This window comes from Vibrio sp. 10N.286.52.F8, from assembly GCF_041468745.1.
GTDB lineage: Bacteria > Pseudomonadota > Gammaproteobacteria > Enterobacterales > Vibrionaceae > Vibrio > Vibrio crassostreae_C.
The window spans coordinates 55,481-70,163 of the sequence record NZ_JBFRJF010000015.1; the positions used below are offsets into that span (position 1 = coordinate 55,481).

General features: G+C 43.8%; 12 protein-coding genes. 7 read left to right on the top strand and 5 right to left on the bottom strand.

What is annotated here, in order from left to right:
* Positions 1-22 precede the first annotated feature (22 nt).
* On the top strand, positions 23-1,048 hold the full coding sequence (locus AB4133_RS09260; protein ID WP_017070587.1) for a GGDEF domain-containing protein: 1,026 nt from the start codon (positions 23-25) through the stop codon (positions 1,046-1,048).
* Positions 1,049-1,217: 169 nt separating this feature from the next.
* On the opposite strand, the gene AB4133_RS09265 is transcribed toward AB4133_RS09260, so the two are convergent.
* Positions 1,218-1,763: a GNAT family N-acetyltransferase gene (locus AB4133_RS09265; RefSeq protein ID WP_004731280.1), complete on the bottom strand. Its 546-nt coding sequence runs from the start codon at positions 1,761-1,763 to the stop codon at positions 1,218-1,220.
* 166 nt (positions 1,764-1,929) lie between these two features.
* Between AB4133_RS09265 and AB4133_RS09270 the strand changes: the two genes are divergently transcribed.
* Positions 1,930-3,072 carry a fatty acid desaturase gene (locus tag AB4133_RS09270; RefSeq protein ID WP_029222538.1) on the top strand — a complete coding sequence of 381 codons (1,143 nt, stop codon included), beginning with the start codon at positions 1,930-1,932 and terminating at the stop codon, positions 3,070-3,072.
* A gap of 255 nt (positions 3,073-3,327) precedes the next feature.
* A complete protein-coding gene (locus AB4133_RS09275; RefSeq protein WP_372224317.1) occupies positions 3,328-3,603 on the top strand; it encodes a putative quinol monooxygenase in 276 nt (91 codons plus the stop codon).
* A 231-nt stretch (positions 3,604-3,834) separates the two neighbouring features.
* Here the strand turns inward: AB4133_RS09275 and manA are convergent, their stop codons facing one another.
* From manA to mngA, 4 genes are all read right to left on the bottom strand, one after another.
* Positions 3,835-5,022, bottom strand: coding sequence for a mannose-6-phosphate isomerase, class I (manA, locus tag AB4133_RS09280; RefSeq protein WP_017070588.1), 1,188 nt, complete (start codon positions 5,020-5,022; stop codon positions 3,835-3,837).
* A gap of 2 nt (positions 5,023-5,024) precedes the next feature.
* The gene (locus AB4133_RS09285; RefSeq protein WP_102320779.1) at positions 5,025-6,191 is read right to left on the bottom strand and encodes a glycerate kinase; all 1,167 of its coding nucleotides are present in this window, start codon (positions 6,189-6,191) and stop codon (positions 5,025-5,027) included.
* A 45-nt stretch (positions 6,192-6,236) separates the two neighbouring features.
* Entirely contained in the window at positions 6,237-8,876 is a 2,640-nt protein-coding gene (gene mngB, locus AB4133_RS09290; protein WP_372224261.1) for a mannosylglycerate hydrolase, read from the bottom strand.
* A gap of 236 nt (positions 8,877-9,112) precedes the next feature.
* Positions 9,113-11,047 carry a PTS 2-O-a-mannosyl-D-glycerate transporter subunit IIABC gene (mngA, locus tag AB4133_RS09295; RefSeq protein ID WP_372224262.1) on the bottom strand — a complete coding sequence of 645 codons (1,935 nt, stop codon included), beginning with the start codon at positions 11,045-11,047 and terminating at the stop codon, positions 9,113-9,115.
* A 318-nt stretch (positions 11,048-11,365) separates the two neighbouring features.
* On the opposite strand from mngA, the gene AB4133_RS09300 reads away from it, so the two are divergent.
* The 4 genes from AB4133_RS09300 (at position 11,366) to dcuC (ending at position 14,535) form a co-directional block, all read left to right on the top strand.
* Entirely contained in the window at positions 11,366-12,082 is a 717-nt protein-coding gene (locus AB4133_RS09300; protein WP_009845448.1) for a GntR family transcriptional regulator, read from the top strand.
* Between the two features lie 232 nt (positions 12,083-12,314).
* Complete coding sequence (locus tag AB4133_RS09305; protein ID WP_080582262.1) at positions 12,315-12,515, top strand: hypothetical protein; 201 nt, start codon at positions 12,315-12,317, stop codon at positions 12,513-12,515.
* A gap of 23 nt (positions 12,516-12,538) precedes the next feature.
* The gene (locus tag AB4133_RS09310; RefSeq protein WP_133151380.1) at positions 12,539-12,790 is read left to right on the top strand and encodes a hypothetical protein; all 252 of its coding nucleotides are present in this window, start codon (positions 12,539-12,541) and stop codon (positions 12,788-12,790) included.
* Positions 12,791-13,167: 377 nt separating this feature from the next.
* A complete protein-coding gene (gene dcuC / locus AB4133_RS09315) occupies positions 13,168-14,535 on the top strand; it encodes an anaerobic C4-dicarboxylate transporter DcuC (protein WP_017062608.1) in 1,368 nt (455 codons plus the stop codon).
* The last annotated feature ends 148 nt before the right edge of the window (positions 14,536-14,683 follow it).

The following is a 14,683-nucleotide window of genomic DNA, read 5'->3' on the forward strand; positions in this document are numbered from 1 at the left end:
CTATTTCGATAATGAAATTTATTTGCCGTACATAAATTTCATCTACATCCCTATCTCAATATTCTGTGCTTTTATCGTCACCGACTACATCCACTTTGGTAGCGAGTGCATTACGCCTATCATTTTCCGAGTCATACTTTTTTTATTGATGATGGCCGCCGCCAGATACTGTATTACAAACAAACCCAACGTTTTGGAACTCGTAGAAAGTGCCTTCCTTGTAATTAGCTCACTTTTCTTGGTCTATGTCGGTCGACTAGCCATCGAGCTGAACAACTTCGATTACCAAGGTGGCATCATTTTAGTGATGATCTACATTGGTACGTTTTCAAGATTGTCAGCCAGATACAGTATATCTACGCTGTCGTTTATCTTTTTGGCTTATCTCATCGGCCTTGCGCCACTGCTTTATGAAGCGGAGCCAGAGCATGAAATAGAAACAATTTCCGTTTATATCTCGGCTTACATCCTAATCTCAGCGGCCTGTGTTAGACGTGACCTGGAAGTACACAAACGTTTCGCTCAATCCGAGCAACTCCGCAAACAAGCGATTCAGCTTCGCAAGCAATCTAATATGTTCGAGGCCCTTTCCTATCAAGACGCACTAACGGGCTGCTACAACCGCCTTTATCTTCATCAGGTGATAGAACCGAGCATAGACCGTCAGCGATCCATTACATCGCTCATGATAGATATTGATCATTTCAAATCGATTAACGACACCTACGGCCATCAAATGGGTGACATGGTGATTAAAGAACTGGCCGATGAGATTCAAAAACGACTACCGACTAGCAGTAACTGCTTTCGATACGGCGGTGAAGAGTTTTTGGTGCTGGTCCAAGGAGAAACCGAGGCTTCAATTGAATCGCTGGTTAATGCCCTTTTAGAATCCCCTACTCGCCTTAGATTAGAAGTAACAATTTCAATCGGTGTGAAACATGCCCCTCAAGCCCTTGGTTCTGTCGAGCAGCTTATCGACGACGCTGACCAAGCACTCTACATTTCGAAAAAAGGCGGTAGGAATAAGATCACATGGTGTGATTAATCGCCCAATATTTCACGCATCTTTGCGAATCATTAAAACGACCACTAATTCAATCAAAAAAGCCCCGAGCAACTTAATACTCGGGGCTTTTGTCTTTGTTCTTCTGCTTTAAAATAGCTTCGTTAAGAACCTGCTACTCAGCAAAAAAACAGTATTCAACAAGAATCGACTAAGAATACACAACGCTCGCTGTTTTCTGTTCAAGTTCAACGGGAGAGCTCCAAGAAATCACTTTTTCATTCACTTGGCTGCCACATGGTGCGTTCCAAACTTGCTCTAGTTCTTCTTTGCCACCAATCGCCTGATAAAAAGCAATCGCTTGGTGGTTCTCAGACATCACCTCTAGGTAAAGCCCCGAATCAGAATAGTATTGCTGCAACCACTTTGACAATTCAGACAATAGACGCTTGCCAACACCACGACCGTGGTAATTATTGTCTACGTGTAACGCATCAATGAACGTACCACGTTCAAAGTTGTGATTACCAAACGCGCAGACGAAACCAACCAGTAAACCGCCTTCTTCAAGCAATAAAACATGTTGGTTGAAAGGAGGATTAATCAAACGAGTCTGCCAAATAACAGATCTGTCCTCCAAAACATCATTTTCTAGGTAATCATCAGCAAGAATGCCACGGTAATATAGCTTCCAGCTATCCGCGTGTAATTGGGCAATCCGCTCATAATCTTTATATTCAGCTACCTTAATTTCCATTTATTAGCCCTTAGTACTTCCATTTATGACTTGCTACTACATTTCACACTACCTTTATACAATATTTAAGCAAAACATACTAATACACGTTTACACTTTCAATATTGACTTACACGTGTACGCTGATATTCTAGCGAACAGATGTAAGCTCAATGGAAATTTACTAATGAATAGTGCCGAAAAACCATCAACAAAAAAGCCACCACTAATCTGGCTCAATATTTTTGTATTCTCTTTTAGCATGCTGTTAGCTGTTGTCGCGGCTCCCGTTTATGGCTACTTTTTTGGCTATGGTATGGAGCACTGGATATGGCTAGCGATCTGTTTTACGTTCTGTAACCTTTCTATCACGACGGGTTATCACCGCTTATGGTCACACAAAGCATTTGAAGCGCATTCAAGCCTAAGATTTCTATTTGCATTAGGTGGCGCATTTGCTCTACAAAACAGCGCGCTACACTGGTCTTCTGATCACCGTGTGCACCACAAGCATGTCGATAACAACGACAAAGACCCATACTCAGCAAAGCGTGGATTTTGGTATTCGCACATAGGCTGGATGATTCGTAATTACAACACTGCAATGTACACAGATTACGAAAATTGTCGCGACCTGAAAAAAGATAAGATTGTTATGTGGCAGCACAAGCATTACGTTTTATTGGCACTACTTATGAACTTCGGTGTTCCAATCGCATTAGGTGTAATTTACGGTGACGTGCTTGGCATGTTGTTAATTGTGGGTGCAGTTCGTTTGGTCCTCAACCACCACACCACATTCTTCATTAACTCTCTTGCTCACATCTGGGGTAGCCAACCTTTTACCGACAAAAATACAGCGCGTGACAACGGTGTGCTAGCGGTACTCACTTTTGGCGAAGGCTACCACAACTTCCACCACATCTTTGAGAACGACTACCGTAACGGCATCTACTGGTGGCAATACGATCCAACAAAATGGTTGATTAAGAGTGCTTCTTTGATGGGCTTAGCAAGCAAGCTTAAGAAAACACCACAAGCTCGTATTGAAAAGGCAGAAGCATCAATGTTATTAAAGCGCACGCAACAAAAAATCATGCACCGTGCCGATAAGCAACAAATCGCGGAAAAGCTTCAACAAGAGTTCGATGCGCTTGTATCAAACATGAACGAATACTACGAAGTTAAAAAGCAGCTAATTGAAAGTAAACGCGAAGACGTTGTGAAAAAGTACGAACACTCAGTACTTAAGGTTCGTTACCAACAAATCAAAATGAATTTTGAACAGCAGAAGAAAAATTGGGCAATGACGGTTGAGCAATACGCTTAAGGTAAAACAGTACGCTTAACACCCCAGTAACAACACAGTTTGATCCTTATTCAAAAGCCCTCATATTGCTATGAGGGCTTTTTTATGAGCGTAACCTACTCGCCACCAGCTCTAGGCTCTCAACTTGAATTGTGGATTCCAAGAACCATAGTTATTGGAATTCAGAACTCTTTTTTCAATCTGAATTTATACTTATATTAGTTGCACTTATTGAGTGGAACTCCGAGGAATAAAGAATGAGCAAGCAAGCTAACTATTATTGCAACAATCGTCTCTAAAGAGGATAAGATTGAGTTAGTTAAATCAGAGATGATTAAATTGATCGATAAAACCCGTGTTGAAGATGGTTGTATAAATTACGATCTGCACCAAGATAACAGTAACCCTGCTCACTTCGTTTTTCATGAGAACTGGGAGTCTGAAACTCATCTCGAGAAGCACTTAGCGAGCCAACACATCGCCGAGTACATGGCTGCGACTGAAGATTGTATCGAAACCTTTGTGCTTAATAAAATGACGCACATTGCCTAACCAATCACTCAGTACTGATTCAATAGAAAACCCTGCTCTGATCGCAGGGTTTTTCGTTTCTACACGCTTATATCTGCTCATTCTAATAATGAAAAAACCCGCCAGAGTAGCGGGTATGGTCAATAATCATGACTGTCAAAGACAGATAGGTAACAACCATCAATCCAATATTGAGTGCCTCTTTACAGTGGCACTCTGACATTTCTTTTGCTGATCGCTAGCACGGGGGCACTAGTTAAAAGCACGAGCCAAAATGCCATTCCCTTGATATTGGTAAACACTTGAATTACTGCTTACAAAGACCGATTCTCCGGGCTTAAGAGAAACTGACCGCCCTTCTGAAGTGACGGTCGCCTCTCCTTCCACACAGAACAAGATCTCCGCGCTACGTAGATACTGTGACTTGCTCTCATCAGTCGCAGACAAGATATCAAAGCCAAAGTCATCCACTGGAATCGGATAACTCATCTTGCCCTCTTTCAATACAGGCTTAAGGCGGATATCTTCTGGCTTAATCGGCTCAAAGATTGTGTTGTCGATAAGCTCAGGGACATCGATATATTTGGGAGTGAGACCGGCACGCAGCACATTGTCTGAGTTTGCCATAATCTCTAAACCCGTACCTTGAACATAAGCATGTGGGGTTTCTGCGAACAGGAACATCGCTTCACCGGGCGCCAGCTCAACCGTGTTAAGCATTAATGGCGCAAATAAGCCAATATCACCTGGATAATGCTGTTTGAATTCGATGCTGTATTGAAGAGCTTCACGCCCCATGACCGTTTTGGCTGGTCGCGCATGTGCAGCATAAAGCTCATTAAGCGCAGACGCTTTGCGGTCACCTTCAAGAGACATAATGGCGCTAAAGAACGACTTCAAAGAATCACTGTCGGCATTGGCTTTTAGTACATTAAGCTCAATCGCTAACGAAGGAATATCCGCTTCTTCGAACAAGGCAATAATGTCGTCGATTGGACGAAAGCCATTCATCGCTTTGTAGAAGGTCAACGCATAAACCAACTCAGGTTTATGGTTTGGATCTTTGTAGTTGCGATTAGACGCATTCAAAGGGATACCAAGTGCATTCTCACGCTCAAAACCTAATTCTGATTTTCGCTTGTTCGGGTGAACCTGAATCGATAACGGTGTTTCAGCGGCCAACACCTTAAACAAGAAAGGCAATTCACCGAAACGAGCCGCCGTGTATCCGCCTAAGACATCGATTTTGTTTTCATCAATCATGTGAGAAAGCGATTCACCGGTATCGCCTACCTTTGAACAACCATTTGGATGAGCACCCATCCAAATTTCTGCTTGAGGTTCCTGGTTTGGGTTCACAATACCAAACAATTGGTTAATGGAGTCTTTGCTTCCCCATGCGTAGTTTTGAATAACGTTGTCGAGTTTAAATAGAGACATAATTACTTCTCATTAAAAATCTGGCTACCAAGCTTGAGCGTGGCGGCGATATTACGGGCAGTGCGAGTCAGGTTTTGATTCGCTTCTGATAAAACTTGGTCTAAAGACTGAGGTGAACGTACGGTTCCAAATAAGCTAGACATTGAGCCGTAAAGTTTTTCAACGTCTTGCCCCAAAGAGCCCGCAATTCCAATGGTTGGAATACTCAACTTTTGAGCTCGCTGAGCGATGCCGAAAGGTGTTTTACCTTGCAGGGTTTGGTTGTCCATCTGCCCCTCTCCGGTCACGACCAGTGAAGCACCTTCAAGAACCTTATCTGCATCCAAGGCATCTAATACCATCTCAATACCCGCTTTAATTTGGATATTGAATGCAAGACTTAACCCCAGAGGTGTACCACCAGCAGCACCAAATCCAGCTGTGTCGCGATGATTAGTACCCGTATGTGCTTGAGCGATATCGGCAAAGTGCCCGATCGCAGTATCAAGTTGTTCAACTTGAGCTTTTGATGCGCCTTTTTGCGGACCAAACACAGTACTGGCTCCGCTTTCGCCACATAATGGATTATTCACATCACACGCGACCACGAACGTCACTTCTTTGCATCTAGGGTGCAGTCCTTCAAGATCGATGCTTGCTAACCGGCTTAATTCGGCGCCGCCACCAGATAGCTCGTTGCCTTGCTTGTCTAATAACTTGCCTCCCAACGCTTGTAAGATGCCAGCACCTGCATCATTGGTTGCGCTGCCGCCCAAACCAATAATGATTTGTTCAACACCTTGATCTAGTGCATCTTTGATCAATAGCCCAGTACCAAACGAAGATGCGGTTAACGGTGCTCTTTCTTCTACGGTTAATAGGTCTAAACCCGATGCTTGAGCAAATTCCACCAAGGCAGTTTTTACGTTGGCGCCATCAACAGTCTGTTCCAACGAAGCCCAATAAGCCGTACATTCACGCCCGATTGGATCCGTCGTGTGCAGCCGTTGCTTCTTACCATTGAGCGCCTCTAGCAACACGTCTACCGTGCCTTCTCCGCCATCGGCGAGTGGCATTTTCACAAACTCTGCGTAAGGGAAAACATCGGCAAATCCACGCTCAATGCAAGACGCAACTTGATGAGCGTCGAGTGATTCTTTAAATGAATCAGGGGCAATTACAATTTTCATTGTCGTTCACCATTCCCGCCCACCAAGGTGAGCGGGTTATCGAAATTAGAATTTGATTTGGAATGTTTTTGCTTGGCAAGGTGCTATCTGGCCGAACTCTTCAGATGCTACATCACCTTCGCGTACGCGCTCGTCCATGCTTGTCTCTTTCCAGCTTAAAACCGCTTGAGTAAAAGAGATTGAATCCGATACTGAACCCGATTCTGCCGGGTTGTAGACACGCATGATCAGTGCATCTTCGTCTTCCGCTTTCTTCAGCACACTCAACACCGCGCCTGATTGTTGCTTAGACAGAAGGCTAAAACTCATAGGTAGGTTCTGCTCACCCACGTTGAGCTTCATCGCGTTGTAAGGGATCTTGTTGTAGCATTCGATTTGAGTGACATTGTCACGTGCTTGCGCCATGATGTTCGCGTCAATATGGTTACCAGAGAAACCGCACAACGTGAATTCACACACTAACTTACCGCGCACTTGCGAATCAGGGGTCGGGATCTTGATGCCTGATGGACGGCCCGGACGAAGCAATAGCTCTTCTTTGCCTAATACGCCAATACCGCGGAATAGTGTCAGTGCGAAGGTATCTCTATTCTCGCCACCTTGGGATGCAATCACTTCAAATTCACGCAGACCATTCGACATGATCGCCATACCCGCTTTGCCGTTTTCTAACGCTGCAAAGTTCATTAACTGATACACAGGAACTGGTGCTTCTTTCCACTTTTCTTCTTCCCAAACCGCCATAGCAGGGTCATTGGTTGGTCGAGTAATACAACCGAACTGGTTATCTGCAACCACAGTTTCAGAAACGAATGGCGTTGGTACTAGCACACGTACACGGTGGTCGTCGGCTTGGTTGTCTAGCTCCATGCGTACTTCGATGCGGCGAGAACCTTGCTTCAATACCACTTGGCATTGCGCTTCAACGAATCCGTTTTGACCCGTGCGTTCTTCACGCTCTGCAAGGTTTGCAGGTACGTTCATTCGGAAAGCGATGTTCGCTACCGATTGGAAGCCTTGGTGGGCAATTGATGTTTCTACCGGGAATTCATCTGAGTACAGTAACCATTCTTGACGAGATGGAGAGTAATCGTACTCATCACCGTCATCAGAACCGTCTTCCAAACGAAGTACTTGGTCGAATACTTGCTCTGTCTCTTTATCGAAAATAGTCAGAGTACCGTTGTCGTTTACATTGATTCGGTAGTACTCGTTCTCTAGTAAGTAGTCTTTTTGTTCTGCAACTTTTACTGCACCCTTCTCGTTACCTTGGATGTGTAACGTGGTGAAGCCCATCGCTGGCACAATGCGTTTGATTTGAATATCAAACTCCATGAACGGGTCGTAGTTACCGTAGTGAACGATTTGACGGTCTACTTTACCCGGGTCAATTTGGCGCTTGTCTTGGATGAAGTACTCAACTAGGTTTTCGTTTTCATCAAAGATAGAGAACTCTTGAGCACGGATAGTGATAGTGGTGTTAACCACTTCTTCACGCTCGTATGGAGAAAGGTTGAACATCGCCAGTTTGTCGCAACCTTCGCGATCTGGCATGTGGTCAACAATCTTACGCTTGTAGAAGTGAATCAGGTTGGTCGCCATGTCGTCAGCAAGGATGTAACGGTTTAAGATTTCAGCGTGTACCTTGTCTGAACAACAGCAACCAATAGAGTCATGAGCGTGGTTCTTCATGCTCTCTTTCCACATTTTCTCAATCAAACCGTGGTGGTATTCAAAACCTAATGTCCAAGCGATAGACGCTAGCGGTTCTAAGATGTTTACAATCTTGTTTTCGATTTCTGCGTGGATCAGTTTGATGTCCATACGCGTAGAAGAGATCGTACGGTGAACACGCATGTATTTACCGTCGTTGAACTCGCCTTTAATTGTGTCGAGTTGGTCGCGCGCCGCTTCTACTTTCTCGAACACTTCTTCGTAACGGCTCATTGAGAATTCACGATCTGGGTAGATTTCGCGAAGCTTGTCCATTACTTCAAAGATGTCTTTTTGAATCGGCATTTGGTCGTGGCCGTTCGGTAGCAAGATATCTTTAGTCACCGATGGCTTTTCTAGCACTGGGAAGTACTTATCTAAACGAGCACGCAAGCCTTCTTCGTCTTGTGGAAGGTATTTACCAATCGCGTAACCTAGCGGAAGCACTTGTGCCGTCACTTCACTGCCGTCATTAGACTGCCATAAGAATTCTGTTTTGTTGGTGCCATGACGCTCTGAACAACCACGCCAGAACATTGCACGCGTGATGTCGAAACCGTTGTAGATCATCGGCAGCTGCGAGCTCATGCTGAATGAATCTGGTAGGTAACCAATCTTCATTGCATCGCCAAACTTCATGCAGTCACGAATGCCATACATCATGTTACGTACAATTGACTCACCAGAAACTTGCATTGTGTCGGTTTGAGAATACCAAGGGCCAATAATAAGCTTGCCCGCTTCAACCAATGCTTTTACGCGTTCTGTGTTTTCTGGTTTTATTGCAAAGTAATCTTCTAGAACGGCGGTTTGACCATCTAGAACGTAGTATTTGTATTCTGGATCGCTTTCCAGACGGTTCATGATTTCTTCCATGTTGTTCACAAGAAGAATACGAGACTCTTCTGTTGTGAAATACCATTCACGATCCCAGTGCATGTGAGGAGTAATGTGTACGCGTGATGTAGTCATAATCATTTACCTAAATGTGTCGCTTCGAGTAAAACTAAAGTTCGAACCCAAATACGACTAAATTAAATTTTTTCAAGGGGTTAAAATTGGCTGCCACTAAATTTAGGGTGCAGAAAACCACGCCCAGAATCTGTGTGAATAAAACCGTTAGGAGCACAGGTATTTAGGACAGCCAGTTGTTTGTTATTTTTTATATATTGATTTCGCAGTGAGTTAGGAGCTAACTCAAAATTCAGTTAGTTCTGTGTTGCAGTACTTGCTTCAAACTTACCCTTTTTTACAGCGTGACCACGCCACATCAGAAGAGTAATGGTTGAAATCACTGTGCCGACAATCGCAGCACCGAACCAGATTGCAGCAGCAGAGAATGCGCCCAAACCAGAATCGTGTAACAAGAAGATAGAGAAGATACCTGCGCCCGGAGTGGATAGACCAATACCTGCCGCACCCACCATTGCACCTGTTACTACAGAGCCTAGTAAGAATGAGCCGATTACACGGATTGGATCTTCAATCGCCATTGGGATTGCACCTTCAGTAATACCCGCAAGACCAAGTAGCCATGTAGATTTACCGGTTTCAATCTCAAAGTCTTTGAATAAGCGTGGAGCAATCATGGTAGAAGCCGTTACCGTGAACGCCGATACCATTTTTACTGAGCCAAAGATTGCGTAAGGACCATAAACACCGTTTGCCATTGCACCTAAACAGAATGCGTAAGCAGCTTTGTTTACCGGACCACCTAGGTCGAATGATACAAACAGACCAAGAATCGCACCCAATAACAGCGCATTGGTGCCTGACATACCGTTCAACCAATCCGTTAGACCTTGGTTTAGGAACGCTACCGGTTTACCGATAACAAATAGCATCAAGCTACCCGCTACCAAAGTACCAATCACAGGGTAAAGGTAGAAAGTAAGGAATCCGTTAAACGCAGGACCTAAGCGAACATGCTCTTTTACCCAACGCATCACATAACCAGCAATCAAACCACCAACAACACCGCCTAGGAAACCAGAGCCAATGATGTTTGCTGCAATACCTGCGGCAAAACCAGGGCCAAGTGCGGGCTTGTCTGCTAGTGAATAAGCTGTGTAAGCCGCCAGTACTGGCACCATCAATGTACCCAGTAGGCCGCCACCTAGTTTGCGATACATCCATAGCCAAGAATCTTTTGTTGCGTAAAGATCTTGCAGGTCAAAAATTTGTGCGATAAGAACAGCAACCGCAAGAACAGTACCACCAGCAACGATCAGAGGAACTGCGTAAGAAATACCAGAAAGCAGTGCTTGTTTAAGCTCAGTTTTCAATGGCAACTTTTTAGGCTTGTTGTCAGTAGCCACTGTGCGTTCTGCACCATTACCTTTTTTCGACTCTTCAATCGCTTCATTAAGAATGCGCTCACCGTGTTTAATCGGTTCTGCAACTGGTGTTTCAACACGAGGAATGCCGTTAAAGCGCTCAGATTCTTTAATCGCAACTTCAGCAGCAAAAACACACGCCACAGCATTGTTAAGTTGTTCCGCAGTTAAGCGATCTTCAATACCGTTTGCGCCCTGCTTTTCAACATGAACCTTGTAGCCAAGCTTTTTTCCCGCTTTTTCTAGGTACTCAGCCGCCATATAGGTGTGAGCAATGCCTGCTGGGCAAGCAGTAACACATACAATTGCCGGCGCATTTGTATCTAAGTTGTCTTGTTTTTCTTCTTGTTGATTGTCGCTATCAAGAAGCGCAAAGATTTCTTCAGCGGTTGTTGCTTTTAATACTGCTTCACGAACATCGTCATCAACCAATGTGGTTGTCAGTTCGGTCAGCAGGTGCATGTGGGTAGAACCCGCTTCTGCATTTGGGATGGCAATTAGGAAGATAAGATTCACATCTTCGTCTTCATCTAGGCCTTTCCATTTCATGTCTTCTTTCAATGTTGCAACAGCGAAACCAGCTTCTTTAACCGCGTCAGTCTTGCCGTGCGGTACTGCTAGGCCTTCGCCAAGCGCTGTCGGGCCTTGCTCTTCACGAGCAAATACTGCATCAAGATACTCTTGTTTGTTGTGCAGTTTGCCTTGCTGATTCAGTTGGTCAGCAAGTGCGTAAATCGCTTCTTCTCGACTGCTAAACGTAGTTTGCAGATTTACGAGCGACTTATTCGTTAGAGTAGTAAGTTTCATAACCTTTGTCCCATAGTCACAGATTAGTACGACAGTCGTCCCTGTCGACGAGATGAATAATACAACCTCAAGACATTTAATCCGTGATCACGATCTCACCAATACATATTTGTATTTAATTTGTATTTAAAACTGTATTGGTAAATCCTTTAAGAAAGCTTGTTATGTATCGTTTAATTTGTATTATATGTACTACAAAACGCCGATACGATGCTCACACTAACCTTTAAAGCAAAGCTTATATAGAGCAAATTTACGTATTTAAGGTACAGGTTGTTAATCAAAGTCTAGTTGTCCTAGCGCACAAATGAGGCAAAAATGGCAAGACTCCCTATGTATCGCCAAATCGCCGATGCAATAAGAGAAAAGATCAGTTCTGGAGAATATAAAGTTGGAGAAGCACTCCCAACGGAAGCGCAATTGCGTGAAGTATTCTCGGTAAGCCGCGTAACGGTTAGGCAAGCACTGAAACTACTGATCGAAAACGATGAGCTTGAAAGCGTTCAAGGCAGCGGCACTTACGTAAAAGAGAACAAGATCAATTACGACATCTACAAACAGTCGAGCTTTCAAGAAAAGTGGGCGCATTTGGATGTGGTTACACACAGTGAAGTTCTGGCCTTCGAAATGAAGCCGTGTTCTTTGGCGATGTCTGAACATTTAGATATCAAAGAAGGCGAATTGGTTTTCTACGTAAAACGTGTTCGTTTCATAGACAACAATCCAATCACGGTTGAAGAAACTTGGTTACCTGTTGCTCTATTCCCAGATCTCACCTATCAAGTGATGCAGACATCAAAATACGACTTTATTGAGAACACCAAAGGCATGGTGATTGATCGAAGTGAGCAGGAATTGGTACCGATTCTTCCGCCTGAAGACGTTGCTAAACAGTTAGGTATTGACCCAGCTCAGCCTATCATTGAAAAACGTACTCGCGGTTACCTCGCCAATAACACTGTATTTGAATACAGCCGCAACTACTTCACGTCTAACGATTACCGATTCACTTTGGTCGCAAGACGCCAGAGATAATGCTCATCAGCGAGTTTCGATAATAGCAAAATGACCAACACAGAGAGCGCCTTGTTCTCTGTGTTTCTATGCTGTTAACTCAATCATAAAACCAACTTTCCTACCCAAATATTCCTAAACCAATATCAAGTAACCTCACGAAAGATCATTCACATTCATTTAAATACTGTTCTGGCGCTTTGACCATAAACTAAGCGCCAAATTACAAGAACAACAGTCGACAGGAATGTAGATGAATACCAAACAACTTGAGGACGCTGTAAGTGAAGTGAGCTTATTCAATCAGCACCTCCACTTAATCCAATCCGTGCATACCATTCCGACCCCAAAAATGAATTGGGAGTCGATTGCGATGGAACCTGCGCCGACAATGCCAACGGTTCGATTCGATCACTGTCTACTCATCAGACTAACACTTAGTTCGTCGTGTTAAATCACTTTATATACAAAACCATTATGTCGAAACACACTATCTCACGAACATCGCACCCATTAGCAAATACAATTTCATACACACGATTCCTACCAAAGCTACCTTTAGTTCTAATCGCTTTCTCTATGCCCCTATTCGCAGAAGAAGTTGAAGAAGTGGTACTCGAGGACGAAGTCGTATTAAATGAAGGTTCTGAGTTAAACGAAGAAGCTGAAGAATCGCCTTATTATAACTTGTGTTTTAGCGCTTACTTATGGGAAGTAAGTAGGCGTTAAACATAAGTAATCTTTAAATGTAAGTAAGCTTAAAAGCTAAGATTCTCACCTCTTTACTCCGATAAATACCCACTTCGTTACACGTTTCCTTCCAAAGTACAAAAAATACTCGCGATTTATAAAATAACACCACCATATGCAAATAGAACAACCAAAGGTGATCCAAGTTATATTCTAACAAGCCACAAAATTTGTTTATTAACATCTAAACAACAGTAGTTATTCACGATTTACAACCACAATTAACATCGAAAAAAATGTTTGTCTTAGATCATATCAACCTCAACTATGCCTCGTGCCACAGTGCAGTTTTCTGTACATTCATTGTCATATTCTGAAACACTTTCTTATATTTTTTAAACTTTGTGGAGATTTCTATGTTAGAGCTCTTGATCGGATTAGTGATTACTATTGCTGTTGGTTACTTTATTGTAAAAGGCTATAAAGCGGCGGGTGTATTACTAACTGCTGGCCTTGCCCTACTTCTTATCACCGGCCTTATTGGTCACACAGTCTTACCAGCTAAGGTAGCTTCAACAGGTAACATGGTTACCGACTCACTAGAATTTGTTAAATACATGCTTCAGTACCGCGGGGGCGGCCTAGGCATGCAAATCATGCTTCTTTGTGGTTTTGCTTCTTACATGACGCACATTGGTGCTAACAACGTGGTAGTGAAACAGTTCTCTAAACCGCTTGCTGCGATCAAATCTCCCTATGTACTTCTTGTTGCGGCTTACATCGTAGCGTGTCTGATGTCTCTAGCAGTAAGTTCTGCAACGGGTCTTGGTGTGCTATTGATGGCAACCCTATTCCCAATGATGACGGCAATGGGTATTTCTCGCCCAGCGGCAGTTGCAGTTTGTGCGTCACCTGCAGCCATCATTCTTTCACCAACGTCTGGTGATGTGGTTATCGCGGCAGAAAAATCAGGCATGTCTCTTGATGTGTTTGCTGTTCAAACGGTACTGCCTGTTTCTATCTGTGCGATCATCGTGATGGCGGGTGCGGCTTTCTTCTGGAACAAATACCTAGATAAGAAAGAAAACACACCAATGGAAAAAGTAGACGTTTCTGAAATCGAAACAACGGCGCCGGCTTTCTACGCTGCACTTCCATTCCTACCTATCATCGGCGTTTTCCTATTCAACGGTCGTACGATTCCAGGGCTTTCACTTGATATCTACACTATTGTGGTAGGTTCTATCTTCGTAGGCGCAGTTATCGATTACGTTGTTAAGAAGTTTGACGGCGAGAAAACACTAGAAGATCTAGACTCTTGCTACCAAGGCATGGCTGACGCGTTCAAAGGCGTGGTAATGCTGTTGGTTGCGGCGGGCGTATTTGCTCAAGGTCTAATGTCTATCGGTGCAATTGATAACCTAATCGGTCTTGCCGAATCTGCAGGCGCAGGCGGCATCGCATTGATGCTTATCCTCACAGGTCTAACGGTTGCTGCGGCAATTGCGACAGGTTCAGGTAATGCACCTTTCTATGCATTCGTAGAACTGGCTCCATCATTAGCGGCGAAAATGGGCTTGAACCCAGCGTTCCTAATCATCCCAATGCTTCAAGCATCGAACCTAGGTCGTACAATTTCACCAGTATCTGGCGTAATCGTAGCGACTTCTGGTATGGGTAAAATCAGCCCATTTGAAGTCGTAAAACGTACGTCTGTACCCGTAATCTGTGGTCTTATTACGGTTATCTTCGGTACGCTTGTATTGGTTCCAATGTCGGCGTAAGCCTTAAGTTTCTAATCTCAAAGAACGAAGAACAAACGAACACCAATACTGAATATAAAATGCGTAAACAAAAAGGCGCTGAACTTAATAAGTTCAGCGCCTTTTTTAATGTCACTTTCTCAACATCGTTAAAACTATCGAGACATGT

Excerpts from the sequence above, each read along its gene's own strand:
- AB4133_RS09270 (WP_029222538.1), top strand. The coding sequence starts at position 1,930 with ATGAATAGTGCCGAAAAACCATCAACAAAAAAGCCACCACTAATCTGG.
- AB4133_RS09285 (WP_102320779.1), bottom strand. The coding sequence starts at position 6,191 with ATGAAAATTGTAATTGCCCCTGATTCATTTAAAGAATCACTCGACGCT.
- AB4133_RS09305 (WP_080582262.1), top strand. The coding sequence starts at position 12,315 with ATGAATACCAAACAACTTGAGGACGCTGTAAGTGAAGTGAGCTTATTC.
- mngB (WP_372224261.1), bottom strand. The coding sequence starts at position 8,876 with ATGACTACATCACGCGTACACATTACTCCTCACATGCACTGGGATCGT.
- manA (WP_017070588.1), bottom strand. The coding sequence starts at position 5,022 with ATGTCTCTATTTAAACTCGACAACGTTATTCAAAACTACGCATGGGGA.
- AB4133_RS09265 (WP_004731280.1), bottom strand. The coding sequence starts at position 1,763 with ATGGAAATTAAGGTAGCTGAATATAAAGATTATGAGCGGATTGCCCAA.
- dcuC (WP_017062608.1), top strand. The coding sequence starts at position 13,168 with ATGTTAGAGCTCTTGATCGGATTAGTGATTACTATTGCTGTTGGTTAC.
- mngA (WP_372224262.1), bottom strand. The coding sequence starts at position 11,047 with ATGAAACTTACTACTCTAACGAATAAGTCGCTCGTAAATCTGCAAACT.
- AB4133_RS09300 (WP_009845448.1), top strand. The coding sequence starts at position 11,366 with ATGGCAAGACTCCCTATGTATCGCCAAATCGCCGATGCAATAAGAGAA.
- AB4133_RS09310 (WP_133151380.1), top strand. The coding sequence starts at position 12,539 with ATGTCGAAACACACTATCTCACGAACATCGCACCCATTAGCAAATACA.